Source organism: Tardiphaga sp., from assembly GCF_041424195.1.
Taxonomy (GTDB): Bacteria; Pseudomonadota; Alphaproteobacteria; order Rhizobiales; family Xanthobacteraceae; genus Tardiphaga.
On the sequence record NZ_JBGMOE010000005.1, the window covers coordinates 93,863 to 117,598 of the forward strand.

Genomic DNA, 23,736 nt, shown 5'->3' on the forward strand with positions numbered 1-23,736 from the left:
CGGCTTCGCCGCTTGAGGGAGGGAAAAGAGATCACCGCCAGCCCATGCCGGGCGCCACGTGCTTCAGGATCGCCTCGATCACATGGGCATTGTAATCGACGCCGAGCTGATTGGGCACCGTCAGCAATAGCGTATCTGCTTCCGCGATGGCCTCATCCCCCTTGAGCTGCTTGATCAGCGCATCCGGCTCTGCCGCGAAGCTGCGGCCGAAGATGGCGCGCTCGGTGCCGTGCAGGTAGCCGACCTTGTCCTCGCCTTCATTGCCCCGGCCGAAAAAAGCGCGGTCGCGGTCGTCCACCAGCGCGAAGATGCTGCGGCTCACGGAGACGCGCGGCGTGCGCGTGTGTCCCGCCGCTTTCCAGGCGTCGCGATAGAGCCGGATCTGCTCGGCCTGCTGCACGTGGAACGGCTTGCCGCTTTCGTCGATCTTCAGCGTCGACGATTGCAGGTTCATGCCCTGCTTCGCCGCCCATTCCGCCGTCGCATTGGTGGAGGCGCCCCACCAGATGCGCTCGCGCAGGCCTTCGCTATGCGGCTCCAGCCGCAACAGCCCCGGCGGGTTCGGAAACATCGGGTTGGGATTGGGCTGCGCAAAGCCCTTGCCCTGCAACACGTCGAGAAACACCTCGGTGTGCCGCCGCGCCATGTCGGCATCGGTCGAACCTTCCGGGGGCGCGTAGCCGAAATAGCGATAGCCATCGATCACCTGCTCCGGCGAGCCCCTGCTGATGCCGAGCTGCAGCCGGCCACGACTGATGAGATCGGCCGATCCTGCATCCTCCGCCATATAGAGCGGGTTCTCGTAGCGCATGTCGATCACGGCGGTGCCGATCTCGATCTTGCTGGTGCGCGCGCCGACGGCGGCCAGCAGCGGAAACGGTGCGGCGAGCTGACGGGCGAAATGATGCACCCGGAAATAGGCGCCGTCGGCGCCGAGCTCTTCGGCGGCGACCGCGAGATCGATGGATTGCAGCAGCGCATCGCCCGCCGAGCGCGTCTGCGACGATGCCGACGGGGTCCAGTGGCCGAAGGAGAGAAAGCCGATATTCTTCATGGGATGGGGTGCTCGGGGTGGGTTGGTTGCACTCCTATCTAGGCCCGAATTGGCGCAAGAAAAGGGAAACGATGGAAACGCATCGTTTCCGCACGGGCATGGCCGGCACGCGCCTGCACGGCCGCCTTGCGCCTGATGTCGCCAAGGCATATATTCTTATTCATGTCATATCCCCTCTACAATTCCATCCTCCGCCTTCGCGTCACGCCCGATGAGCCCGAGGCGCCGGATGCCTTTGTGGGCGGCCCGCGGGTGCGCGGCTCAAAGCGGCCGCACGGGGATGCCAAATGCGCGCAGGTGCGCCGCCTGATCGAGACGACCACGCTGACCTATGGCGAGATCGCGAAGCAGACCGGCGTCGGCCGCGCCTCGATCTGCCGCTGGACGCGCGACGGCGGCTGGCAGCGCCCGCTCTTCGCGCCGCGCGCCACCGACACGGTGCCCTCCGCCCGCGCCTCGCAGAAACTCAAGCTGCGCAAACTCGCCGAGCGGCTTCACGCGCTGGCGGAGCGCGCCGTGCGCGAGCTGGAAGCGCAGCCCGATGTCGACATCGATCGCCTGATGCAGGCGCTGCAGGTGCTGAAGATGGCGCGGCTGGAGGCGATGGGCCGCCGGCGCCCGCGTCGCCACGTCGACATGCCCGCGCGCACCGGCCGCGAGATGATGGAGCGCGACGCTGCGATCCGCACCGCGCTGAAGGAGATGCGCCGCGGCGGCGTCGATGCGACACAGATTCCGGATGACGCGATGGCGCTGCTGGAAGCGGCGCATACGCCGCCGGAACGGGATCACCCGGCGCTGCGGCCAAGGGGCAGCCGGCGGAGGTGAATGCCTCCTGCGAGCCGAAGCCGCAATCAGCTGCGAGATCGACGAGGCGCAGATCGGGATGCGGTCAGCCGCTGCGCGGCGTGGTTCAGCCTGCGCCCGCGCACATCCGCCAACACGCCCCGCCGCGCAGCCTAGAACAGCCGCGAGAAATGATAGGGCGACAGGTTGGCATGGGCGGCGATGGTCTCGACGCTCAGGGGCTCGTCGAGATGCTGCTCGATCCAGGCGAGGACGGCGACGAGATCAGGCGTGCGATGCGGCATGGACTGGTTCATGCGGCGGGTATCGCATGGGCGGATGGGAGTGTCTTGATCGGTCTTGCTGTTGGTGAGAACGCGGTCCGAGATTTAAATCGCGACCATTATTCACAGACTTCTCAGATTGCAGATTCCAGACGAATTTAGACCACAGCCATAGTATCTGCCACCAAAGACGATGTAGGCGCCTCTGCAAAAGTCAGAATGACGGCATTCGCCTGAGCTAGACCAACAAGACGTATACCGGCCGTCGGCCGAATCGACAGGTTATTGATTGGATCGACTATTAACCGCGCCTCTGTACGCTCTCCCTCTTCGAGCCCGTACACCAACGCCAGAATGTAATCGGAACCCCTCTCCTTCGCTCGCTCATACTCTGCGTTCGTCATTTCTACTGAGGAGGGAAGAGATCTAGCGCTAGCCTTGAGCTCAACGAATTTTTGCCAGTCAATTGCGCCGTCCGCACCAACACCATGTCGCTTCCTAAAATCCGAGAGCAAGGGCGCATCAGAACGGTCGAGCGCAGCGCTTAAAATTTCCCAACCTCGTTGCTCCAAATCGGCAACCGTAAACTCAACTGGCGCGACCTCTTTGGAACCGGCAGAGGATGAACCGCTGGAGCTCGGTGCAGTCGAAAGAAGCGGCGCAGATGAACCATTGCCATTCGCCGCCGGAAGATTTCCTATGTTGACGGTGATGCCGCTTACGCCGCCTTGAAATAGCTTCAGGCGCCTAGGCTTCGCAGACGACGCTCGACTTGCCGGCGCGCTTACCTCTATCTTGCCGCCTGTTGCATCGAAACTGTCCGCGAGCAACTGAGTTTCTACTCGCAGCTTCTCATTACGTTCTTCATCGGACGCAAATCGCATCGTCTCTACAATTCGGGACTGGCTTTCTAGCCACGAAGCGGCCCATTGGGCTTCGATACGAGAGCGCACCTCCCAGGGAAATAGGGACGCGACGGCGCGCCCCCCGGTCTTTGGCATACCGATAGCCTCTTCTGCGACGTGAAACCCTCCTTGTTTTTCTTCAAGAAATGCGCGTAACGAAATTCGGAATGGCGCCCCGCCGTTAAGAGAATCGTGACTGACCGAGACCTCAAAAGCTTTCGGGTAAATGAACAACGGCATATCGCGTAGCGCATCCCAAGTGATCGATATTTTCTCGCGAGTCGCCGGTTCGTTACGGGCCAGCTCCGACGACAACGATTCAACCACCGCCTGAAATTTATCACGCCAATTGTCGCCCTCATCGCCAGCAGCTTTGCTGTCCGCTGCGATCGCTATTTGCGGATTCACCTTTTCCACGTCGATCGCGGACAGGAAATTTGGCAAGCTACTCAGTTCACAAGGTGGATTCCAAAAATTCATACCCGGAAAAGCACGCGTCAGCTGATCTCGGACCTCCGAATTTTCTACTAGTACGATTGGACGACTATCTGCCCAGAGGCCGGAGCACGCCAATGGCAGAGTAGCCAGACGTCCCTTCACGTTCCTGCGATCCGGTTCAGCGAGTAAATCCTCCATATATCTATAGGTATCTATCAATGCTGCCTCAGCATTTACTGAATAGGGTTTCAGAGCCAAATTCCTACAGTAACGCGCACAGTCGGATAGCTCCGGCTTACGGATCTGAAGGGTACGCCACAAGTCGGCATAAGCGGCCGCGCTCGGCACAAATAATTGAGGCTCATGAAAAATATCGCGCCCACTAAAGAAGTCAGAGGGTTTCTTCCAACCATCTTGCTGTAGGCGCATCAGCCCGCTTCCACTACTGAATTCTCTTCTGACATCATGCGCAGACACGTCACCTACATCCCCCCAAGGCTCCGATGCAGGCGAGCACAGCTTCGACAGCGTCCGGTAAACTTGCATAATCTCAGCATTAGTCGCCGACTTCTCTCCCAACTTGATCGCTCTGAGATGCGCCATAAGATCACTCGCTCGAACCGCCGTGATCAAACCGATTGCAACAGCAAGCGCATTATTAATTTCGGACGCCTCGACCCCAGCTATGAATGTTTTACTATCATAAAGCGTCTCTGTTTGCGGACTGCGGAGCACCGCTTTAGACGGCTCACTCAGATCGCCGTTCCCAACTACAATCCATGCAGTATCCTTAAGCATACAGAGCCATTCGGCCGACACATCACCCTTAGAGTAACGATATCGTCGAGCTACATGATAAGCTGAAACCGTTTGCCTTGTAGAGAAAACACGTTGCCAATGGCGCGAAAGCCCTCTCATGAGGGCTGCCGCCCGTATCTTTCGGTCTCGCTTACTCATACGTGGAAGTGCGACTAATACTCGCTCCAAGTCAGGAGACCTAACATTCGCCTCCACAAGCTCCGCGTTTATTCTCGCCAGCTCCAAGCGTTGAGAATTTCGGCTTGGGTATTGAAATCCCTCCTCAGTCACAAGACGCGGAGCGCACTCAGCTCCGAGCAACATCAGAAAACGCCGAGCACCTCTTGACATACCTCCGCCTTCCGCTCGCCTTCGCGACTGCCGACCGGTCGAACTTTTTAGTACCTCGTCATACGATGCAGAGAGCCACGTAATTCCTGGAAGATCGCCCGCTGCCTCAGGCCAGTCGGGGTGTTCTGAATCAAGCGTTTTTGGCAGATACGCCTCTGTTGGCGACACCTTGCATGAGCGCTTCTTCTGATTCTTATATATGTGGCAATTCAATCTAAGGGCGCGCCCTACCTGCAAACCTATCTTGGCGGCACTGCGCTCGCCGACGGCATCAAAACGGTCTCTGATCTCTCGAAGCTGCTCATCAGAGACTTCCACGCCGTCAGCGTTGAGCTCTGCAAACGCAGCAAGTTCGAGAGCTGGATCAGGATCAATCGTGTACGCTGCTCGTCGTGTGAGCCAGTCTCGGACACGCTCACCAGCACCCGGATGACCGTATACATCGTGCAACTTGTCGAGAAGCCGCCATCTTCTTGCAAAGGCTGAGACCCCATCTCCAGAAACGAGAAGCCGGGACGTTGAGCCAGCTTTGGCGCAAGAAACCACCTGTTGATCCGCTGACAACAAAAACGGCTGGCCAAAAATTTTCTCGGACGGATAGGATTCTACAAGGATCGCGCCGGCTTCCACCCACCACTGGGGCGACTTACTCACAAAATGGCCTCCGGCCATACCCGTGAGCAACCTTCCCGAATCCACGACCTGGCACACGCCGATGTCATCAAGCACCAGTCGCCACCTCCCTTCAGTGTCCCGGATATCTCGCGGGATCACTTTCTTACCACCCGACAGATTCTGCACATCGTCGCTGTCGAGCAACGGGGTAAGATTTTCTACCTCATAAGCCGTTTCTGCCAAAAGTATGTATTCGCCGTCGATTAGAATAGCTGACTGACCTACAGCTTCCCTGACCCTCTCTAGGGCATCAAAGAATTGTTTCCCCGGCCACTGCTCCGGAGACGCGCCGATCATTTCGGTCGACAACGGCACAAGCCGCCATACCTCGGCGGGCTTACGACCAATAATTTCAATAGCTACGGCAGCGATTACGCTCGCACAGCGATTGATGAGCCAACGATTCCAAGCATTGTCAATCAACTCTTCTCGGGCAGTACTCGGATCGAACTGCGCATCGATAGAAATCGCCAAACTGGTTTGCACGCGAGTTTTAAAAGCAATGAAAAGGCCAGTTCCTATATCTATATCGGGTACGGCGAAAGAGATTGGCGTAAAATGACCTTTGGCTTTGTGAGCGCGCTTCAGATGAGCCGGCACGAGCACTTGACCGCAATAGACATGCCATGTCGCGGCATGCGTTCGCATCGTTCTTTCGCGAATACTGGAAATACCGTTATCCATATTAACATATGGAACGTCGATCCAATCCCCTGCTACAATAGACTTCGCACCGAGCGTTTCTCCGTTGAGATCGCACCAACGGAAACTTCTCACGCTACTCAAGAATAGTAGGCCATCTTCGTCCCACGCATCGAACCACTGCTGGAGGCCATCGATTTCGAATGACGACTTCAGGTCTAGAACCAACAATGTATCAGTACGGACGTTATAAAAGCCGGGTATATTTTCTTCCGGCTCACCGAGCGACAAGGCAAGTTGTTCTGCCTGAAAGTGATAAGGCTCGCAGTGCACAGTCAGCCGGGACGAAATACGGGCCAACGTCTTCAATCCAATTCCAAAACGCCCCTTTTGATCGGCGTCATCCCCTTTGGTGGTCAGGAACGGTAGAGTCATTGGCAAGATGTGCGCAAATGTGACTGGCGCACCGTTGTGTACAATCAGAAGCTGACGAGTATCGCCGTGGTCACGAAAGGCGAAGCGGATTTCATGTGCTCCAAGATCGTCGGCATTTTGAAGAACCTCGATTAACCCCTGATATGGTTCGACATTCAGATCTTCTGCCGCGGATGCGGCGCCTGCCATTACCTGTTGGATCAGGGCTGGCGTCCTAGCCAACTCACGACCGAAGGCTCCGATTACTGCATTTGCGAAGGCTCCGTTGCGTGGATCGACTAAGTCCTTCACCGACGGATCGTTGTTCCAGACAAGTTCAACAGCGCGGTCGGCATCAACTACCATTGCGGGCTTTGGGGGGATCATAGGCCAGCCTTCTTTCAATCATAGGGAAAACTACCATAAGTTGAACAATGATCATCTAGGCGCCACCCCGCAATGTCATTTATTGCGCCGCTGACGAGGTACCAACAAAATGGCCGGGACAAAGCCCGGCCACATGACGCGACAGAGAATAGATCTCGCCCCCTACCCCTCCTTGAACCCATATTCCGGCACGTTGCCCGTCGCGCCGTAATACTTGTAGGGCAGGAACTTGCCGGACATCGTGATCTGGACGCGGTCGCCCTTGGGATTACTGACGCGCTGCATCACCATGTCGAAATCGATCGCCGACATGATGCCGTCGCCGAATTCCTCCTCGATCAGCGCTTTCCAGGCCGGGCCGTTCACCATCACCATCTCGTAGAAGCGATAGATCAGGGGATCCTGCGGCGGCATCTGCACGTTTTCGGCGCGCATCGGGATCTCGTTGAGCATCGCTGTCTCCGCCTTGGTGAGGCCGAACAGCTCGCCGGCATTGGCCGCCTGCGGTTTTGTCAATTTCATGTTGCCGAGAATGGCGCCGACGATCAGCACTTCGCTGTAGCCGCCGATCTGCTCGCAGATATATTTCCAGGTCCATTCCTTCTCGCGCTTGATGTCGAGCAGCTTCTCGGTGAGGTCGGATCGCAGCATGATGGTTCTCCTTCGATGGTGAGACGCGGGGTGTTCGGGCGCTAGCGCGCCGCGCTGGTGAGAGACGGCATCATTGGCGCCTCGGTGAAGACTGGCCGCACCAGAGGCACGCGGCGCGGGTCGTGGTTCGGCGTGGTGGCCGTGAACGTCTTGCTGCGCGTCACCAGGAAATCGATGATGTGGTTGCGCAGCGCGTAGTAATGCGGGTGCTTGTGCAGATCGATGCGCGAGCGATCCCGCGGCAGCGGGTTCTCGACGATCTCCGCCAGCACGGCGCCGGGGCCGTTGGTCATCAGGAAGATCTTGTCGGCGAGATACATCGCCTCGTCCACGTCATGGGTGATCATGAAGGTGGTCTGGCCGGTCTCCAGCGTCACGCGGCGCACCTCGTCCTGCAGCGTGCCGCGCGTCAGCGCATCGAGCGCCGAAAACGGCTCGTCCATCAACATGATCTTCGGCGTGATCGACAGCGCGCGCGCGATGCCGACGCGCTGCTTCATGCCGCCGGACAGTTCCGATGGCCGCTTGTGCTCGCTGCCCGTGAGGCCGACCTTGTCGATATAGGTCTGCGCATGGGCGCGGACTTTTTGTTTGTCCCACTTGCGCCATTTCGACGACACCGCATACGCAATGTTGCCCATGACCGTGAGCCACGGCAGCAGCGCGTGGCTCTGGAAGATCACCGCACGGTCGAGGCTGGTGCCGGATATGGCCTGGCCGTCGACGATCACGGTGCCTTCACTGGGCTCATCGAGCCCGGCGAGGATGTTCAGCACCGTGGTCTTGCCGCAGCCGGAATGGCCGATGATGCAGCCGAATTCGCCTGAGGGCATCGACAGCCAGAGATCCTCGAAGATCGTGGTGGCGCCGTTGCCTGACGACGCCGGATAGCGCTTGGCGATGCCTTCGATGGAGATGAATTTGGTGGTGCTCATGACTTAACTTTCAGCGACGCGCGGCTCCTTCTCCCCGCTTGCGGGGAGAAGGTCGGGATGAGGGGGAGCCTCCGCAGGCTCGGAGCGTGTGGAGAGTCACCCTCACCCGCCCGGCTTCGCTGCGCTTCGCCCGGCGACCTCTCCCCGCCTGGCGAAGCTTCGCTTCGCGCGGCGGGGCGAGGTAAGGAAGGAGCGGCATTCATCAAGATTACAAATCGCATCGCCTCACTCCGGAAACGTAACCATTTTGGTGAAGCGTGCTAATATCTGGTCGAGCAACATGCCGACGATCCCGATCATCAAGATCGCGATAATCACATTGGTAATCGATAAATTATTCCATTCGTTCCAGACGAAGTAACCGATCCCCGTCCCGCCCACGAGCATCTCCGCTGCGACGATCACCAGCCAGGCGATGCCGATGGAAATGCGCATGCCGGTGAGAATGGTCGGTGCCGCTGCCGGCAGTATCACGGTGAAGGCGCGGCGGAAGGTGCCGACTTCCAGCGTGCGCGCCACATTGATCCATTCCTTGCGCACGGCGGAGACGCCGAAGGCCGTATTCAGCAGCATCGGCCAGACCGAGCAGATGAAGATCACGAAGATCGCAGAGAGGCTGGAATCCTTGATGGTGTAGAGCGCGAGCGGCATCCATGCCAAAGGCGAGATCGGCTTCAGCACCTGGATGAAGGGATCGAGCGCCTTGTTCATCAGCGGCGACATGCCGATCAGGAAGCCGAGCGGGATCGCGACGATCACGGCGATGAGATAGCCGAGCCCGACGCGGCCGATCGAATAGGCGAGCTGAATGCCGAGCCCCTTGTCGTTCGGCCCGTTGTCATAGAACGGCCGCTTCAGGTGCTCCCAGAGTTTGGCGCCGACATCGAGCGGCCCCGGCATCGCCGATTTGCCGGATGTCGCCGTGAGGCCCATCAGTTTTGCGTATTCGGGCGACATGGTGGTGGTCGCCGCCGTCGAACGCGTGGCGAGATGCCACACGCCGATGAAGGCGAGGAAGATCGCGATGGACACGACGGCCGCGCGGAAGCGAAGGGAGAAGGTCATGCGTGGTCTCCACCCTCCCCTAGAGGGGGAGGGTCGGCTGCGAAGCAGCCGGGGTGGGGTGATAGCGGCGCGGCCCTCACCCCCACCCGCCGATACTTCGTATCGTCGACCTCCCCCCTCAAGGGGGAGGTGAAGAATCCAGCGCGCGCCATCGTTTACGTCGCCTTCCTGATCTTGAAACTCGCCAGATATTCCTTCGGCTTTTCCGGATCGAAACTCTTGCCCATCACGGCGAACGACTTGTAGGCGGTCGCCGGCGGCGTGAGGCCCATCTCCTTCATCACCTTGGCCGTGTCGGTGGCGAGATAGATCTGTTCGGCGACGCCCTTGTAATCGACGTCGCCCTTGATCTGGCCCCAGCGCTGCATCTGGGTCATCATCCACACCGCGAAGGACTGCCAGGGGAACGGATCGAAATCGACGCGCTTCGCATCGGCCTTGATGCCGCCGAGCCCGTCGGCATAGGTGCCGGTCAGCACCTGCTCCAGCACCACCGGCGGCGCGTTGAGATAGGCGGCCGGCGCGATGGCCTCGGCGATCGACTTGCGGTTCTCCGCCTTGGACGCATAGGCGGTGGCATCGACGATGGCGCGCGTCAGCGCGGCGAAGGAGTTCGGCGACGTGGTGATGAATTCGCGGCTCGCCGCAAACGAACAACACGGATGGCCGTCCCAGATCTCCTTCGACAGGATATGCATGAAGCCGACGCCGTCATAGATCGCACGCTGGCAGATATTGTCGGGCGCCAAAAAACCATCGATATTGTCGGCGCGCAGATTGGCGACCATTTCCGGCGGCGGCACCGAGCGGATCTGGATGTCGGTATCGGGATCGATGCCGTGCTCGGCGAGATAGTAGCGCAGCAGATAGTTGTGCATCGAATAGTCGAAGGGGACGGCGAGCTTGAAGCCCTTCCAGTCCTTCGGGTCGCGCTTGTCCTTGTGCTTCATGGCGAGGGTAATGCCCTGGCCGTTGATGTTCTCGATCGCCGGCACCGTATAGGGGATCGGCTGCGAGCCGAGGCCGAGCGAAATCGCGATCGGCATCGGCGCCAGCATATGCGCGGCGTCATATTCCTTGTTGATGGTCTTGTCGCGGATCACGGCCCAGCCGGCGGTCTTCACCACGTCGACATTGAGGCCCTGCTTCTTATAGAATCCAAGCGGATCGGCCATGATGATCGGCGTCGCGCAGGTGATCGGAATGAAGCCGACCTTGAGGTCGGTCTTTTCCAGCTTGCCCGCGCCCTGCGCGAACACTTCAGTGGCGGTCTTGATCGGGAAGAACTGCGACAGCGCCGCCAGCGCACTGGACGCGCCGACCGACTTCAGGAAGGCGCGGCGCGCGACGTCCTTCGGGAACACCGCGCGCATCACCGCCGAGGCGACGACGCCCTCGTAGCGCTTGTCCTCACTCTCGGGAATGTCGCAGCGAAGCTGCAGCGTGGCCTCATGCTCGGACTGGCTGGCGTGCTGGCCGCAACTGCAGGCGCCGGTGCGCAAGCGGCGGGCGGGATCGAACGGATTGTCGAATGTGGACATGTGACCTCCTCGGTGACGCTGGGGTCATTTACGCAAGGAGTGTGCCAGCGCAGCGTTGGCCGGAATGTCCAATCGCCGCAGGCATTTCGGTCCTTCATTGGCGATTACGAAAATTCGTGCTACACGAAAATTCGTAGCCTGATTACGAATTTTCGGAGTTTTGCCGATGGATGTGGCAACGGCCCACTCGCCTGATCTGCGCACCATCGCCTTCGATTATTCGGTCGAGCCGACGCTGCTGCTCGATCCCCATGCCGACCAGATCATCGACGCCAATCCGGCCGCCTGCACCCTGCTCGGCTATGACCGCGCACTGCTGCGCCAGACCAAGATCAGCGCGCTGCATGCGGGCCAGTTGCCGGCGCTGATCGTGTTCACCCAGGCGGTGCTGGCCAAGGGCTCCTACTGGACCAACACGCTGACGCCGCGCCACGCCACCGGCGAAGCGTTGCGGCTCGAATATGCCGGATCGCTGGTGCCGCAGGGTGAGCGCAGCTTGCTGCTGCTCACCATGAGCGATCTCGAACAGCGCCGCCGTCGCCATGTGGACGCCGCCGCCGAGGATCACATGCGCGGCGGCATTGCCGCCTGGCAGCGCGTCGAGCGGGTGTTTCAGGACATCGAACGCGAGAACCAGCTGATCCTGCGCGCGGCGGGCGAAGGCATTTACGGCGTCAATGCCGATGGCAAGACCACCTTCGTCAATCCCGCCGCCGAGCGCATGCTGGGCTGGACCGCCGATGAACTCGTCGGCAAGGAAATCCACCCCATCGTGCATCACAGCCATCACGACGGCAGCCACTATCCCGATCACGACTGTCCGATCTATGCGGCGTTTCGCGACGGCGCCGTGCACAATGTCGACAACGAGGTGTTCTGGCGAAAAGACGGCACGCCGGTCTGGGTCGAATACACCTCCACCCCGATCCGCGACCGCCACATGGTGGTCGGCGCCGTCATCGTGTTTCGCGATGTCAGCCAGCGCCGCGAGGCCGATGAAAAGCTGCATGCCGCGCTGGCCGAGGTCGATCGCCTGCGCGAGCGTCTCGAACTGGAAAACGCCTATCTGCAGGAGGAAATCCGCATCGAGACCAATCCGCGCGGCATCATCGGCCAGTCCGAGGCGATCCAGAAAACGCTGCGGCAGGTCAAGCTGGTGGCGCCGACCACGGCGGCGGTGATGATCACCGGCGAGTCCGGCACCGGCAAGGAGCTGATCGCCCGCGCGATCCATGAGGCGTCGGGCCGCCGCGACCGGCCGCTGATCCGCGTCAATTGCGCGGCGATCCCGCGCGAATTGTTCGAGAGCGAATTCTTCGGCCATGTCCGCGGCGCCTTCACCGGCGCGGTGCGCGATCGCATCGGCCGCTTTCAGCTCGCCGATGGAGGCACGCTGTTTCTCGACGAGGTCGGCGAAATCCCGCTGGAACTGCAGGGCAAGCTGCTGCGCGTGTTGCAGGAAGGCAATTTCGAGCGTGTCGGCGAGGAACGCACCCGCTCCGTCGATGTCCGCGTCATCGCCGCTACCAACCGCAACCTGAAACAGGAAGTGGCGCGCGGGCGGTTTCGCGAAGACCTGTATTTCCGGCTCAACGTCTTCCCCGTGGAGTCGGTGCCGCTGCGCGACCGCCGCGAGGACATTCCCCTGCTGGCGCAGCACTTCCTGCTCAGCGAGCGGCTGCAGTCGGACCTGCGGCTGTCCGAGGGCGATGCGCGAAAACTCTCGCGCTACGACTGGCCCGGCAATGTGCGCGAGCTGCAGAACGTCATCGAGCGCGCGGTGATCCTGGCGCAGAACGGCCGCCTGCGGATCGACCTGCCCGATACGCCCGGCCCGCATCACGCCGCGGGCGCGCATCGCGTGAAATCCGACGCCCGGCCGGCGGTGATGACCTCAGCCGAACTGCGCGATCACGAACGCAGCAACATCCTCGCGGCGCTTGCCGCGACATCAGGCAAGGTGTTCGGCCCCGGCGGCGCGGCCGAACTGCTCGACATGAAGCCGACCACGCTGGCGTCGCGCATGAAGGTGCTGGGGATCGGGGCGGGGCGCGGACGGGCTGGCTGACACTCAGCCGGGACGGCGCACCGGCCGTGCGCTCCTTCTCCCCGCTCCCGTGCGAAGCTTCGCTTCGCGCGTGGCGGGGAGAGGTTAAGTGAAGCCCCGCTTGCAACCTCCGCGATTGGGTATATAATCCACTTCATGGCACATCCCCTCAATCCTCTTTTCAACAACCGGCCCCGCGTCAGCGACGCGTATGACGAGCCCGTGCTGCGCCTTCGGATCACGCCTGATGTTGATGACGGGCCGCCGCCCGTTCCCGGCCGTCCGAAGGGCTGCAAGCGGCTTCACACCAATGCGACGGTGGCCGCGACGCGCCGGCTGATCGAGGAGACGACGCTGACCTACAAGCAGATCGCGGCGCGGACCGGCGCCACCGCGGGCACGGTCGGGCGCTGGGCGCGCGACGGCGGCTGGCAGCGTCACCCGTTTGCGCCCCGTGCCAGCGACACGGTGCCGACCGCCCGCGCTGGCCGCCGGCTGAAGCTGCGCATGCTGGGCAACAAGCTCCATCAGCTGGCCGAGCGTTGCGCCAGCGAGCTGTGGAACAGCCCTGCGGTCGATCTCGACCGGCTGATCCAGGCCATGGAGGTGCTGAAGATGGCGCGGCGGGAATATATGGGCAACCGCCGCCCGCGCCGCCGCGCCGATTCACCGGCGCGCACCGGCCAGGACTGGATCGACCGCGACGCTGCCATCCGCAAGGCGCTGTGGCAGATGCGCTGCGGCGGCGTCAATATCGACCGCATCCCCGATGAGGCGATGGCCCTGCTGGAGGACGCGCATACGCCGCCGGAGCGGGACCACCCGGCGCTGCGGCCGAGGGGACCGCGGCGGAGGTTGTAGGGCCGGGGGCGCGACAAGCAGCAAAGCCGCGGTAGATTTCTTATATCAAACCTGATATAATTCATGTCATGAAGCCGGTGTCCTTCATCGGAAACTCCCTCGACGAGGTGCGCGCATTTCCCGACAGCGCGCGCCGAGAGGCGGGTTTCCAGATCGACAGGCTGCAGCGTGGTCTCGATCCCGACGACTGGAAGCCGATGACCACAATCGGTGCCGGCGTCAGGGAAATCCGCGTGCGTGACGCGACCGGCGCCTTTCGGGTGATCTATATCGCCACGCTCGCAGATGCCGTCTATGTGCTGCACGCCTTCGCCAAGAAGACGCCAGCGACATCGAAGCGCGACCTTGAGCTCGCCACCATCAGGTTCAGGGAATTGATGCGGAGGACTCGACGATGACCGAACAACGTTTCGACAGCGTCTGGGACGCTCTTGAAAACACGCCGGCAGAGGCCGCAAACATGAAGGCGCGCTCCGGCCTGATGATCGCCATCCGCGATGCGGTGGACGGCTGGAAGGTGACGCAAGCCGAAGCAGCGAAACGGCTCGGCGTGACACAGCCGCGCATGAACGACCTGCTGCGCGGGCGGATCGACAAGTTCAGCTTGGACGCGCTGATGATCCTGGCGACGGAAGCGGGGCTGACCGTGGAGTGGCGGGTCGGCAAACCGGCGGCGTGATCCGGGCTGCGCAAAGACTCGCCCGCCCCAAGTAGCCCGTATGGGCGCAGCGGCGGCGTCAATGCATCCCCGACGAGGCGATGGCCCTGCTGGAAGACGCGCATACGCCGCCGGAGCGGGATCATCCGGCGTTGCGGCCGAGGGGGAAGCGGCGGAGGGTGTAGGGGGCGATTAGCTGGGACTGATTAGGCGCCGCTCACGCACATGCCCATCCCGCTCCGCCCCACGCCGGCGGAAAACCCAACCATGAAGCTCAGGAACGCTCGCGAACTCAAGCAAAGGAAGATTCATCAACAGGCGATCGTCATCAAGGATGCCACGATGTCTTGGGCCTTCCTGCGTAGAAGCATTGAAGACAACACTGTTAATCGCCTGACGCTAATGCCGAATTCAGACCATCATCTTCCAAACGCCCCGATGGTATTCTTATCAAATAGAACGAAATGAAATCAGCGGCCTTCGGCGTACTGGCTCACAGTTCGTCTGGCTCCGCTTGGAACAACTGGCATTTAACCATGCAACTCGAAGCAACCGTAGACGCCTTTGTAGCAGAGTGGCTCAAAAACATTCCGCCCGCCAACGCGGATCGTCTTTGGTACTCCGACGTACTAAAAAGGACACACCCACTAGGCTTCTCATCAAGACCGTTCAACTGGATAAATAGCGAAGGCAATCAGCTGCTGTGGAGCGCAGCCAGACTTCTTCTTCAAAGAACCGGAGAGCAAAGAAGAGTAAGCGTTGAAACCTCAAGACAAAGCATAATTGACGCACATTTTTCTCACCTAGAGAAGACTCGACGAACCGGGATAATCTCAGAACACGCTATAGTCGCGGGTGCAATCAAGCGATTGTCCGAGTGCACACGCTTCGATGGCCAATATGTCTTCCCCATATGCTTCGCACCCTCGGCGACAACAACACGATTCCGCGTCGGACCTGCCCTTATCTTGTCAAAAGCGGAGTTCGAAAGAGAGTTTCTTTCGGCGATCTTAGCGAAAGCCAAAGATGGCGAAGGATTTGATCAGGGCGCGGCCATGGAATGGCAATCATATTCCGAACGCTATGATCATTTTCTGCTGGTTGACATCAACCGTCATGAAATGACGATGGCATGGAAAGCGGCCCGTGATGTTGCGGAGTATGTCTTGAATCTGATCCGAATTCGATTTGGATTTCATCATATGGATGACGTTCGCATCGGCAACGGCTTCGTATGGGAAACTTCGCAGGTCACGGTAATCTTCGACAAGAACGGTGGCGCCAACTTAGGGTTATCGCGCGGGCCTTGGGGAAGCGTTCTTCGCGATGATTGGGTTAATCAATTTGACAAGAGTCTTGGCAGTGCATCTCGGATGCTCGCTAGCTTAGCTGCTTGGCTCGCATCGGGGGATGATGCACGCTCCCCAGTTTTGGAGCGCCTGCGATACGCAAATTCACTTATCGCAGAAACATACAGCGAACCCCATGATCGTATTCGATTGGTAAGAATGGTCTCGGCGCTGGAAGCACTCGCCTCGCTTCCGAGAGAAAACAAGGCAGAGTCTCTCGCTTGGCGTTGCGCTTTTGCAGGTGGACGGACGGACTGCGGCACCGCAACGCAAATTGTGAATGACGTCCGTCACGCTTACGAGATTCGAAGCGCCATTGTACACGGAGATCCGGTCGAAGATCACGACGTCGGTCAAGCCTTCTATCGTCTAGAGCGGCATTTGGCAGGCATCTATCTTGGATTTCTTAATCTTCATGCCAAAGTACAGCGACGCTACAAGCCACAGCATAAACGACACATTCGCCAAGCATTTGATCGACACATAGAGAGCTTCTTTTGGATGCCGGATGAAGTCTGGTAGCCCCCCATGACCAGATGTTGGGGTCAGAACGTCACCATGTTGCAAAGCGAGGAATCAACGAATCCTGCAGCGGCATCTGCATGGTCTCGGTATGCATCGGGATGAGCAACGTGGTCTCGGATATCGAGAGGCCGAATAGCGCGCCGCGGCCGTGCCCTCAGGCACAACAATTGGTGTGCTAGGGAATGACGAGTTTATTGCTTCGGACGAGTTGACTATTTCCCCGCAAACACCCCATTCAACTCCCCGCCCTTCGCGCCCTGCGCAAAAGGCCGAAAAGGTCCCCTTCCCGGCGATCTCCTGCGCCGCCTGCATGAACCCCGCCCAGGCCACGCGCGCCAGCGCGCCGCCGACGCTGATGTGGCGGACGCCGGGGCTGCCGAGATGCTGCACGCTCAACTGCTCATATACCGGTCCGGCAGCATCCGCTCATGGAGCACCCGGACGACCTCGATGATGCCGGCGCGTTGCGCGCGATAAAAGATCACATGAACGGGGTGACCGACCGGCGCCTCACGACTGTCGCTGCGGCTGTGGCGGATGTGATAGCTGCGCACCCCGGCGAACAGATCGCTGCAATCGACGCTCGCAGGTGAAGCCGGATCGGCTGCGATCCGCCGCAGCGCCGCCGTCAGCAGCGCGCGATAGCGTAGCCGCGCGTCAGCGCCATGCATGGCTTCACTGGTGCGCAGGACCGCCGCAATATCCGCCTTCGCCGGTTCGGAGAGGCGATAGCGCGCCACGGTTTACGGTGCGTGCGTGGCGAGGTCGTCCAGAGCGGCATCGAGATCGGCGTCGTCAACCTCGGTGAAACGGCCGGTCTCCAGCGCGGCGAGCCCGGCCTGAAGTTGCGCGCGCAGCAGATCGAGCTTCAGTTCGTCGGCCTGGATGCGATGCTGCAAGCCGCGCACCGCGTCGCGCATCGCCTCAGAGGCATTCTCATATTTGCCCGCACGGACAACCTCATCGACAAAGGCGTCCTGCTCGTCCGTCAGATGGATGTTGCGTGTCGGCATGGCCACATCTCCGCCTGAGCTGAAAAGTACCGCAATCGGCCATTTTTGCCAATGCTAGGCGCCAAACAGCTTGTTCAGCTCCCCGCCCTTCGCCCCCTGCGCGAACGCCGTAAACGTCCCCTGCCCCGCAATCTCCTGCGACGCCGCCATGAACCCCGCCCAGGCCACGCGCGCCAGCGCGCCGCCGACGCTGATGCGGCGGACGCCGAGGCTGGCGAGATGCGCTACGGTCATGGTCGGCTGCACGGTGAGAACGTTGAGCGGCTTGCCACCGAGCGCTTTCACCAGCGTGGTGATCTCCTCGTCCGAGGCCACGCCCGGCGCATAGAGGCAATCGGCGCCGGCCTCCGCGAAGGCTATGAGCCGCGCCGTGGTCTTCTTGAGGTCGCGCTCGCCATGCAGAAACCCTTCGCAGCGCGCCACCAGCATCACAGCGGGATCGACGCTGTCGATGGCGGCGCGGGCGGCCTTGATGCGCTCGACGGCGAGAGTGTCGTCATAGAGCGGCTTGGCGGGATTGCCGGTGGAGTTCTCGATGGAGAGGCCGGCGATGCCGCTCTTCACCGCGCGGGCGACATTGGCGGCGACGCCGGCCGGGGCATCGGCAAAACCGTTCTCGAAATCGGCATTGACCGGCAGATCGGTCGCGGCGGAGAGATCAGCGAGATGTTCGATGACATCATCTGCGGTGACCTTGTTGTCGGGGCGGCCGGTGGACCAGGCATAGCCGGCTGATGTCGAGGCCAGCGCCTTGAAGCCGAGATGCGCGAGATAGCGGGCGCTGCCGACATCCCAGGGATTGGGCAGCACGAAGCAGCCGGACTCATGGAGCTTGCGGAAGTTTGCGCGCTTCTCGGCGGTGGAGATGGTCATTCATCGTCTCCCGTTGTTTCGACCGCCGCGTTGATCGCGGCTGGTCACATCGTTCGTAGCCCGGATCAAGCGGCTTGTCCGCCGTAGCTCGCAGAGCGAAGGCGGAAGCGCCACCCGATTTCAGGTCATCCCTGCCCCGGCATCCCGCTGGCGAGCAACGCCTCAAGCCGAACCAGCTCCGCCGCGATGTCACTCGTCACGTCGTCCGCCCGCATCGCGATCACGCGATAGCCGCGCTCTTCCAGCCAGGCCTTCCGGGACGCGCGGTCGCTGACAATGACTTCGGTCTCGTCGGGATTGACCAGCTCGACGGCAATGCGCTGCGGGAACGAGACGAAATCCGGGATGTGGCGGCCGACCGGGGTCTGGCGCTTGAACTGGCCGGCGAAGCGACGATCCGACCTGAGCTGGTCCCATAGCAGGCGCTCGGCATCGGTGGGATTGCGGCGGAGCAGCCGGGCGAGCCCGCGCACCGTGCCGCTCTCATGCGGCTGCGCACCCTTCCCATGTTCGGCCAGCAGCGCCCGCAGCCGGGTCGCCTGTTCGCCGTCCAGCACGCCGCCCTTGGCCGGGCCCTTGCGGCCCTCGGCGATGGCCATCACCACCCCGTGCAGCGTGTGCATGTCCTGCTTGGTCGGCTCCATCCGGGTGAAGATATTGCGCAGATTGACCAGCATGGTGTCGCGCTTCTCGGGCGGGCGCAGGAATTCGACCTTGTCGAGCTCGCCGACAAGGTTGTCGAAGAACGCCGTCATCTGGTGCTGCGACGCCGGCTCGGAGCGCTCCGGCATCGCATAGGGCAGCGCGTTGGAGGTGGCCTGCTTGAACCATTCATAGCCGCAGAGCAGCACCGCTTGGGCGAGGTTGAGCGAGGCGAAGGCCGGGTTCACCGGAAAGGTGATGATCCGGTTGGCCAGCGCCACCTCCTCGTTCTGGAGGCCGTAACGCTCCCGGCCGAACATGATGCCGGCGGTGGCACCTCCGGCGACATGGGCGATGGTCTCGGCGGCGGCCGCCTCGGGAGCGACCACCGGCTTGGCCTGATCATGGGCGCGGGCGGTGGTGGCGAACAGCAAAGTGCAGTCGGCCACCGCCTGCGCGACGGTGTCGAACAGCTCGACCTTCTCGAGAATATGGTCGGCGCCGGAGGCGGCGCGGCGGGCATGGACATTGGGCCAGCCGTCGCGCGGGTTGACGATGCGCAGCCGGGTCAGGCCGAAATTGCCCATGGCGCGCGCGCACATGCCGATATTCTCGCCGAGCTGCGGTTCGACGAGGATGACGACGGGGCCGACGAGGTCGGTATGCGCCTTGGTCGAGTCGGTGCCTGAACCGGACATGCACTTCACTTTCTGATTCAATCTCTGAAGGTGTTGAATCACCCCGTGAAGGTTTTGATTCAACACCTCATCCCGGCGCTGCCGGGTGTCTTTAAGTCCCGACGCTTTCCCAAGCTTTAACAAGAGCTTGGCCGGGCTTGCGTAGATGTCCCCTAAAACCTGTCGGCCTCTGCGCGCAGCCCGTTTGCTTTCGCTTTATTTTCGGTTAGCGATAGTAACAAACGTAAAACGAAACTACACGCAAACCCGATCGCTGGTGGGGCTGGCGCGGGATTATGGGAGGAATGCGATGCGCGCAAGATGGACATTGGCGATTGTCGGCGCCGTGATGATGGTCGCCGGCAGCCTGCTGGCGCATCTCACCCAGACCTCCGGCGGCATCAAGGTCGAGGACATCCGCTTCAAGGGCGCCAAGGGCAACACCATGAGTGCCCTGCTCTACACCCCCGCCAATGCCACGCCGCAGACCCCGGCGCCGGGCATCCTCGCCGTCCACGGCTATATCAATTCGCGCGAGACCCAGGACGGCTTTGCCATCGAATTTGCCCGCCGCGGCTATGTGGTGCTGGCGATGGACCAGACCGGCCACGGCTATAGCGACGGGCCGGCGTTCTCGAACGGCTTCGGCGGCCCGGACGGACTGGCGCATCTGCGCAGTCTCGCCACCGTCGACAAGGCCAATATCGGCCTCGAAGGCCACTCGATGGGCGGCTGGACGGTACTGGCCGCTGCCACCGCCATGCCCAACGACTACAAGGCCATGGTGCTGGAAGGCTCCTCCACCGGCAAACCCTTCGCCGCCGACGGCACGCCGACATGGCCGCGCAACCTGGCGCTGGTGTTCGCCAAATACGAGGAATTCTCGACCCTGATGTGGGGCGTGCCGAAGGCCCGCGACGTGGTCACGAGCCCGAAGCTGTGGGCGCTGTTCGGCACGAATGCGGCGGTCGAGCCAGGAAAGGTGTATGGCGATCTCGCGGCGGGGACTGCCCGGGTGCTCTATACCCCCGGGATCACCCACCCCGCCGAGCACATCTCCCATGAGGCCATCGGCCATGCGCTGGACTGGTTCGGCAAGACGCTCACCGGGGGCACGCCGCTCCCGGCCAATGACCAGATCTGGTTCCGCAAGGAGATCGGCACCGGCCTCGCTTTGCTCGGCTTCGTCGCCTTCCTGATCGGCATATTCGACGGCCTGCTGGAAGCCCGGATGTTCTCCCGGCTGATCCTGCCCGAACCGGCCGACGGCACCCGGCCTGCCGAGACCCCGGTCAATCGCGGCCGCTGGCTCGGCGCCCTCGCGCTGTCGGTGCTGATCCCGGCCCTCACTTATTATCCCGCCTTCACGCTCGCCGGGAACTACGTCAAGGCGCAGCCCTGGCTGCCGCAGGCGATCACCAACCAGATCGTGGTCTGGGCCCTGATCAACGCCGCCATCGCGCTGCTGCTGATGCCGTTCGCGCCGAAGCGCGCCAGCCGCCGCGGCATCATCGGCCTGTCGATCGCCATCGCGGTGGTGACCGTTGCCGCGGGCTATCTAGCGCTATGGCTGGCCGACCGGATCTTCACCGTCGATTTCCGGTTCTGGATCGTTGCGCTGAAGCTGATGAACGGCAAACAGGCGCTCATGGCGCTGATCTATCTCGCGCCGATCACCCTGTTCTTCGTCATCGCCCTGCATGTGATGCACCGGAACTTCTCGACGCTGTCAGCCAGCCGGCTGGCGGTCTACCTGACCAACATGGCCGCGCTGGCCTTCGGTTTCGTCCTGTTGCTCGGCATCCAGTACGGCGCGCTGTTCCTCAGCGGCCAGTTGATCGACCCCGCTCCGGCCACGATCACCTCGGTGCCGCTCAACACCATCGTGGCGATCCAGTTCGTGCCCCTAATGGCCATCGTGGCCGTGATTGCCACCTTCACCTGGCGGCGGACGGGCTCGAGCCTGCCGGGAGCCTTGATCTGCAGCCTGCTGGTGACCTGGTATGTGGTGGCGGGCACGGCGACGCAGGCTGCATTTTGAGCACGAACAGCCGGCGTTTCGGGTTCAGAATCGGGCTGAAACCGCATGACGCCCCCGGCTGTCGCCGGGATATGCGCGCGAGGCCGCGGACCGTGCCGCTCTCATGCGGCGACGATGCCGTGCCGTGTTCGCGGCCTGCCTGCCGCCCGGCATCCGGATGAAGGCGGGTTCCCGGCCATGCGCTCGTGAGTTGCCGGTCATGGCAGGGGGCGGGTAATGTGCCCCTCCCGCGAATGACCTTGCAGCCTTCATGCCCCAGCTTATCCTCAGCGTTCACTCCGGCGTCCATGACGCCGCCGCCGCCATTTTCGAAGATTACGAGCTGAAGGCCGCCGTCGCGCTGGAGCGACTGACCCGGCGCAAGAGCGACGGCAGCACGCACCCCGATGCGGCCATCGACGAGGTGCTTTCGATCGCCGGCGCCACCCGGCGCGATGTCGACGTCGTCGCCACCAGCCGCGCGATGTTTCCCAAGGCCTATTTCCCGCGGCTCGGTGGCCTGCGCTGGCTGCACGAGCAATATCGCAGCCGGGTCGGCAAGGACCGCCTGCTGCTCGGCGCCGAGCAGCATCGCTACCGTGCGCAGCGGACTGAGGACGTCTTCGATGCCGCGGCATGGCGGCGCGACGGCGGTTTCCGCGACGACGCCGCGGTCCATTTCTACAACCACCACGAAGCGCATGCGCTGCCCACTTTGTTCTACAGCCCGTGGCCGGATGCCCTGCTGGTGACGGCCGATGGCGGCGGCGACAATGTCAATTACAGCTACCGGCACTTCGCCGATCACCGCCTGACGACGGTGTACGGCGACGACGAGTGCCTGTTCCTGCCAAATCCCGTCGACAGCCTGGGCCGCGCCTATAGCGCGGCGACCAAGGCGCTCGGATTTCGCCCCAACCGGCACGAGGGCAAGCTGACCGGGCTCGCGGCCATGGGGAACCCGACCGCGGCCGAGACGATCGCCGGGTATTTTTCGGTGGCCCCGGACGGACGCATCCAGTCCAGCTTTCGCAGCTATCACCAGATGAACGCCTTGATGCGCCGGCTGGCCAAACAGGCCGGCCGGGAGGATTTTGCGGCGTCGATCCAGAAGGTGCTGGAAGACACCATGCTGCTGTCGCTGCAGCGCCTGTTGCAGCGGCATCCGGCGCGGCATCTCGGCCTGTCCGGCGGCGTGTTCGCCAACGTCAAGCTCAACCGCCTGCTGGCGGAGCAATTGCCGATCGATGAATTGTTCATTTTCCCGGCAATGGGTGACGACGGCCTGCCGATCGGCGGCGCGCTGTCCCACCTGATGCAGCGCGACGGCCTGGCGCCCTGGCTGGACCACCGCCGCGATCTCGGGACTGTCTATCTCGGCCGCGATTTTCAGGCCGGGCTCGACGCCGGCATCGCAGCCACCCCGGGGATTCGCCGGGTCGACGAGGCGCCGGTCGCGGGCGCAGTGACGCGGCTGGTGGCGGGCGAAATCGGCGCGATCTATAACGGCCGGATGGAATACGGCCCCCGCGCGCTGGGCGCCCGGACCATCCTCGCCAATCCGGCGCGGCGCGGCACCCACGACCTCCTGAACGAGCGGTTGAGCCGGTCCGAATTCATGCCCTTCGCCCCCGTCATCACCGCCGAGCGTGCCGCGGACGTGTTCGACGTCAATCCCGTCAATGCGCGGGCCTGCCGCTACATGACCATCGCCTGCGACGTGCGGCCGGAATGGCGGGGCCGCATCCCCGCCGTGGTCCATGTCGATGGATCCGCGCGGCCGCAGGTGATCGCGCGCCCGGACAATCCGCTCTATTATGACATTGTCGCGGGGTTTGCCGAGGCCAGCGGCTTGCCGGTGCTGGTCAATACCAGCTTCAATGTGCATGAGGAGCCCATCGTCAACAGCCCGGCCGAGGCGCTGCGGGCGCTGCTCGACGGGCGGATCGACTTCCTGGTGACCACGGGCGGCCTGTACCGGCGCGACACGGCGTAGGGCACCGCGGCGCAGGCTGCATTTTGAGCAAGAACAGCCTGCGTTTTGGGCTGGAAATTGCGCCGAAACTGCATGACGCCCCGGCTTTCGCCGGGTCCGGCGCGGTGCTATAGCCCCCCTACAAATCACCCCTCCCGCAACGCGCTAAA

At 62.0% G+C, this 23,736-nt stretch carries 20 protein-coding genes; 9 read left to right on the forward strand and 11 right to left on the reverse strand.

Features of this window, described 5'->3' with window-relative positions; all coding sequences use genetic code 11:
* Nucleotides 1–31: 31 nt before the first annotated feature.
* Nucleotides 32–1,054, reverse strand: coding sequence for an LLM class flavin-dependent oxidoreductase (locus ACEK02_RS00705; protein ID WP_371419892.1), 1,023 nt, complete (start codon nucleotides 1,052–1,054; stop codon nucleotides 32–34).
* Nucleotides 1,055–1,216: 162 nt separating this feature from the next.
* Between ACEK02_RS00705 and ACEK02_RS00710 the strand changes: the two genes are divergently transcribed.
* A complete protein-coding gene (locus ACEK02_RS00710; RefSeq protein WP_371419893.1) occupies nucleotides 1,217–1,882 on the forward strand; it encodes a hypothetical protein in 666 nt (221 codons plus the stop codon).
* A gap of 131 nt (nucleotides 1,883–2,013) precedes the next feature.
* Here the strand turns inward: ACEK02_RS00710 and ACEK02_RS00715 are convergent, their stop codons facing one another.
* The 6 genes from ACEK02_RS00715 to ACEK02_RS00740 form a co-directional block, all read right to left on the reverse strand.
* Complete coding sequence (locus ACEK02_RS00715) at nucleotides 2,014–2,157, reverse strand: AraC family transcriptional regulator (RefSeq protein WP_371419894.1); 144 nt, start codon at nucleotides 2,155–2,157, stop codon at nucleotides 2,014–2,016.
* 125 nt (nucleotides 2,158–2,282) lie between these two features.
* Nucleotides 2,283–6,713, reverse strand: a complete 4,431-nt coding sequence (locus ACEK02_RS00720; protein WP_371419895.1) for a sacsin N-terminal ATP-binding-like domain-containing protein — start codon at nucleotides 6,711–6,713, stop codon at nucleotides 2,283–2,285.
* A 183-nt stretch (nucleotides 6,714–6,896) separates the two neighbouring features.
* Nucleotides 6,897–7,385 carry a cyanase gene (gene cynS, locus ACEK02_RS00725; protein ID WP_371419896.1) on the reverse strand — a complete coding sequence of 163 codons (489 nt, stop codon included), beginning with the start codon at nucleotides 7,383–7,385 and terminating at the stop codon, nucleotides 6,897–6,899.
* Between the two features lie 41 nt (nucleotides 7,386–7,426).
* Nucleotides 7,427–8,320 (reverse strand): ABC transporter ATP-binding protein, encoded by an 894-nt coding sequence (locus ACEK02_RS00730; protein WP_371419897.1) that lies wholly within the window; start codon nucleotides 8,318–8,320, stop codon nucleotides 7,427–7,429.
* 225 nt (nucleotides 8,321–8,545) lie between these two features.
* The gene (gene ntrB, locus ACEK02_RS00735; RefSeq protein ID WP_371419898.1) at nucleotides 8,546–9,385 is read right to left on the reverse strand and encodes a nitrate ABC transporter permease; all 840 of its coding nucleotides are present in this window, start codon (nucleotides 9,383–9,385) and stop codon (nucleotides 8,546–8,548) included.
* A 155-nt stretch (nucleotides 9,386–9,540) separates the two neighbouring features.
* Nucleotides 9,541–10,926, reverse strand: coding sequence for a CmpA/NrtA family ABC transporter substrate-binding protein (locus ACEK02_RS00740; protein WP_371419899.1), 1,386 nt, complete (start codon nucleotides 10,924–10,926; stop codon nucleotides 9,541–9,543).
* A gap of 166 nt (nucleotides 10,927–11,092) precedes the next feature.
* Here ACEK02_RS00740 and ACEK02_RS00745 point away from each other — a divergent pair, with 166 nt between their 5' ends.
* The 6 genes from ACEK02_RS00745 (at nucleotide 11,093) to ACEK02_RS00770 (ending at nucleotide 16,363) form a co-directional block, all read left to right on the forward strand.
* On the forward strand, nucleotides 11,093–12,994 hold the full coding sequence (locus ACEK02_RS00745; protein ID WP_371419900.1) for a sigma 54-interacting transcriptional regulator: 1,902 nt from the start codon (nucleotides 11,093–11,095) through the stop codon (nucleotides 12,992–12,994).
* A 135-nt stretch (nucleotides 12,995–13,129) separates the two neighbouring features.
* A complete protein-coding gene (locus tag ACEK02_RS00750) occupies nucleotides 13,130–13,834 on the forward strand; it encodes a hypothetical protein (RefSeq protein WP_371419901.1) in 705 nt (234 codons plus the stop codon).
* 68 nt (nucleotides 13,835–13,902) lie between these two features.
* A complete protein-coding gene (locus ACEK02_RS00755) occupies nucleotides 13,903–14,232 on the forward strand; it encodes a type II toxin-antitoxin system RelE/ParE family toxin (protein ID WP_371419902.1) in 330 nt (109 codons plus the stop codon).
* A complete protein-coding gene (locus ACEK02_RS00760; protein ID WP_371419903.1) occupies nucleotides 14,229–14,513 on the forward strand; it encodes a helix-turn-helix domain-containing protein in 285 nt (94 codons plus the stop codon). Before ACEK02_RS00755 ends, ACEK02_RS00760 begins: the two co-directional genes overlap by 4 nt.
* Nucleotides 14,514–14,717: 204 nt before the next feature.
* Nucleotides 14,718–14,960 (forward strand): hypothetical protein, encoded by a 243-nt coding sequence (locus ACEK02_RS00765; RefSeq protein WP_371419904.1) that lies wholly within the window; start codon nucleotides 14,718–14,720, stop codon nucleotides 14,958–14,960.
* Nucleotides 14,957–16,363: a hypothetical protein gene (locus ACEK02_RS00770; RefSeq protein ID WP_371419905.1), complete on the forward strand. Its 1,407-nt coding sequence runs from the start codon at nucleotides 14,957–14,959 to the stop codon at nucleotides 16,361–16,363. Before ACEK02_RS00765 ends, ACEK02_RS00770 begins: the two co-directional genes overlap by 4 nt.
* Before the next feature lie 395 nt (nucleotides 16,364–16,758).
* Here the strand turns inward: ACEK02_RS00770 and ACEK02_RS00775 are convergent, their stop codons facing one another.
* From ACEK02_RS00775 to ACEK02_RS00790, 4 genes are all read right to left on the reverse strand, one after another.
* Nucleotides 16,759–17,106 (reverse strand): type II toxin-antitoxin system RelE/ParE family toxin, encoded by a 348-nt coding sequence (locus tag ACEK02_RS00775; RefSeq protein WP_371419906.1) that lies wholly within the window; start codon nucleotides 17,104–17,106, stop codon nucleotides 16,759–16,761.
* A 3-nt stretch (nucleotides 17,107–17,109) separates the two neighbouring features.
* Nucleotides 17,110–17,379: a type II toxin-antitoxin system ParD family antitoxin gene (locus ACEK02_RS00780; protein ID WP_371419907.1), complete on the reverse strand. Its 270-nt coding sequence runs from the start codon at nucleotides 17,377–17,379 to the stop codon at nucleotides 17,110–17,112.
* Nucleotides 17,380–17,433: 54 nt separating this feature from the next.
* Nucleotides 17,434–18,252 carry an oxaloacetate decarboxylase gene (locus ACEK02_RS00785; protein ID WP_371419908.1) on the reverse strand — a complete coding sequence of 273 codons (819 nt, stop codon included), beginning with the start codon at nucleotides 18,250–18,252 and terminating at the stop codon, nucleotides 17,434–17,436.
* 125 nt (nucleotides 18,253–18,377) lie between these two features.
* Nucleotides 18,378–19,592 carry a TrmJ/YjtD family RNA methyltransferase gene (locus ACEK02_RS00790; protein ID WP_371419909.1) on the reverse strand — a complete coding sequence of 405 codons (1,215 nt, stop codon included), beginning with the start codon at nucleotides 19,590–19,592 and terminating at the stop codon, nucleotides 18,378–18,380.
* A 289-nt stretch (nucleotides 19,593–19,881) separates the two neighbouring features.
* Between ACEK02_RS00790 and ACEK02_RS00795 the strand changes: the two genes are divergently transcribed.
* Together ACEK02_RS00795 and ACEK02_RS00800 are read left to right on the forward strand one after the other, a co-directional pair.
* Nucleotides 19,882–21,612, forward strand: coding sequence for an alpha/beta hydrolase family protein (locus tag ACEK02_RS00795; RefSeq protein ID WP_371419910.1), 1,731 nt, complete (start codon nucleotides 19,882–19,884; stop codon nucleotides 21,610–21,612).
* A gap of 250 nt (nucleotides 21,613–21,862) precedes the next feature.
* Complete coding sequence (locus ACEK02_RS00800) at nucleotides 21,863–23,587, forward strand: carbamoyltransferase C-terminal domain-containing protein (protein ID WP_371419911.1); 1,725 nt, start codon at nucleotides 21,863–21,865, stop codon at nucleotides 23,585–23,587.
* Nucleotides 23,588–23,736: the final 149 nt, after the last annotated feature.